Source organism: Streptomyces sp. S6, from assembly GCF_054880855.1.
Map to the genome: position 1 here is coordinate 1 of NZ_JBTYMC010000598.1, position 1,765 is coordinate 1,765.

The 1,765-nt window shown below is 68.7% G+C and carries 1 protein-coding gene; it reads left to right on the forward strand.

The window, feature by feature from the left end; genetic code table 11:
• Positions 1-54: 54 nt before the first annotated feature.
• A complete protein-coding gene (locus tag ACVNF4_RS35650; protein WP_461806983.1) occupies positions 55-1,749 on the forward strand; it encodes an ISAzo13 family transposase in 1,695 nt (564 codons plus the stop codon).
• The last annotated feature ends 16 nt before the right edge of the window (positions 1,750-1,765 follow it).

The following is a 1,765-nucleotide window of genomic DNA, read 5'->3' on the forward strand; positions in this document are numbered from 1 at the left end:
GGGCTTGCCGGGAAACAAGCCGTCGCTTCCGTGGTTGAGCGTCGTTGTTGTGGTATGGGGAGTCCGGAGGGGATCGAGTTTGGCCTGGCGGCGAAGTTCCAGGCGCTGTTCCCGCACTTGGATGAGCGTCAACGACGGCTGGCCATAGGAGCGGAGGCGCGGTCATTGGGCCACGGCGGCATTCGCGCCGTGGCCCGTGCCGCCGGGGTGCGCGAGGGAACAGTGTCGCGCGGGGTAGCCGAACTGGACTCCGGTGAAGCGCCGTTGGGGCGGGTCCGTCGGGCGGGCGGGGGCCGCAAGCGGGCGGTGGACCTCGATCCCGGCCTGCGACCTGCTCTGCTGGCCCTGGTGGAACCGGACATGCGCGGGGACCCGATGTCGCCGCTGCGCTGGACGCCGAAGTCGACCCGGCAGCTGGCCGCCGAGCTCACCCGGCAAGGCCACTGCGTCTCGGCGGACACCGTGGCGGCCGTGCTGCGCGAGGAGGGTTTCAGTCTCCAGGGCAACGCCAAGACCATCGAAGGCGCCCAACACCCCGACCGGGACGGACAGTTCCACTACATCAACGACCGGGCCAAGGACTTCCAGGCCGCCGGGGACCCGGTGATCAGCGTGGACACCAAGAAGAAGGAACTCGTCGGCAACTACAAGAACGCCGGCCACGAGTGGCGTCGCGAAGGCGATCCGGTCCGGGTTCGCACCCACGACTTTCCCGACGCGGACCTGGGTAAGGCGATCCCGTACGGCATCTACGACCTGGCCGCGGACGCCGGCTGGGTCAACGTCGGCACCGACCACGACACCGCCGCGTTCGCCGTCGCCTCCATCCGCCGCTGGTGGCACACGACCGGACGCGCCTCCTACCCGCACTCCCGACGCCTGCTGATCACCGCGGACGCCGGCGGTTCCAACGGCTACCGCACCCGCGCCTGGAAGTTCGAGCTGGCCGCCCTGGCCCTCGAGACCGGCCTCACTATCACCGTGTGTCACTTTCCTCCCGGTACTTCCAAATGGAACCGGATCGAGCACCGATTGTTCTCCCACATCACCATGAACTGGCGCGGCAGGCCGCTCACCAGCCACGACGTCATCGTGAACAGCATCGCCGCGACCACCACCCGCACCGGACTCACCGTCCGCGCCGAACTCGACACCACCGCCTACGAGACCGGAGTCCGGGTCAGCGACGGTCAGATGGCTGCCCTGCCCCTGGACCGTCACGACTGGCACGGCGACTGGAACTACACCCTGCGTCCCGAGGAACACCGCCGGGACGGCATCCCTCCCCTCCCGCCCCAGCTCGAGCCCGGCCCCGGCCGCGCCTGGCTGGTCCACCCAGCCCTGACCGGCATGGACCACGACCAGTGGGAAGAGCTGATCGGCAACCTGGCGAAGGCCCGCGCGGCCCAGCGAGAAGAAGACCTCCAGCAACGGCGCGGCGGGGAGCGACAGAAGACTCCCGCCGCGGGTCTCTACACCGGCCGACGTCCCGGCCTCACCCTCGTCGACCAACTCCTGGCCACCCTCCTCTATGAGCGGTTCAGGCTTCCCCAGGTCGCCATCGCCCGCTACTTCGCGGTCGCGCCCCAGACCATCAACCGACGCATCCGCAAGACCCATCAACTCCTCGACCAGATCGGGTACACCATCACCCCGGCCGAACACCGCCTCGCCACCCTGGACGACCTCGCAGACCTCGCCACACGACTCGGCATCAACCCGCCGCCAGAGATCAAAACAGCGAGTTGATAATCGGCAAGCCCTT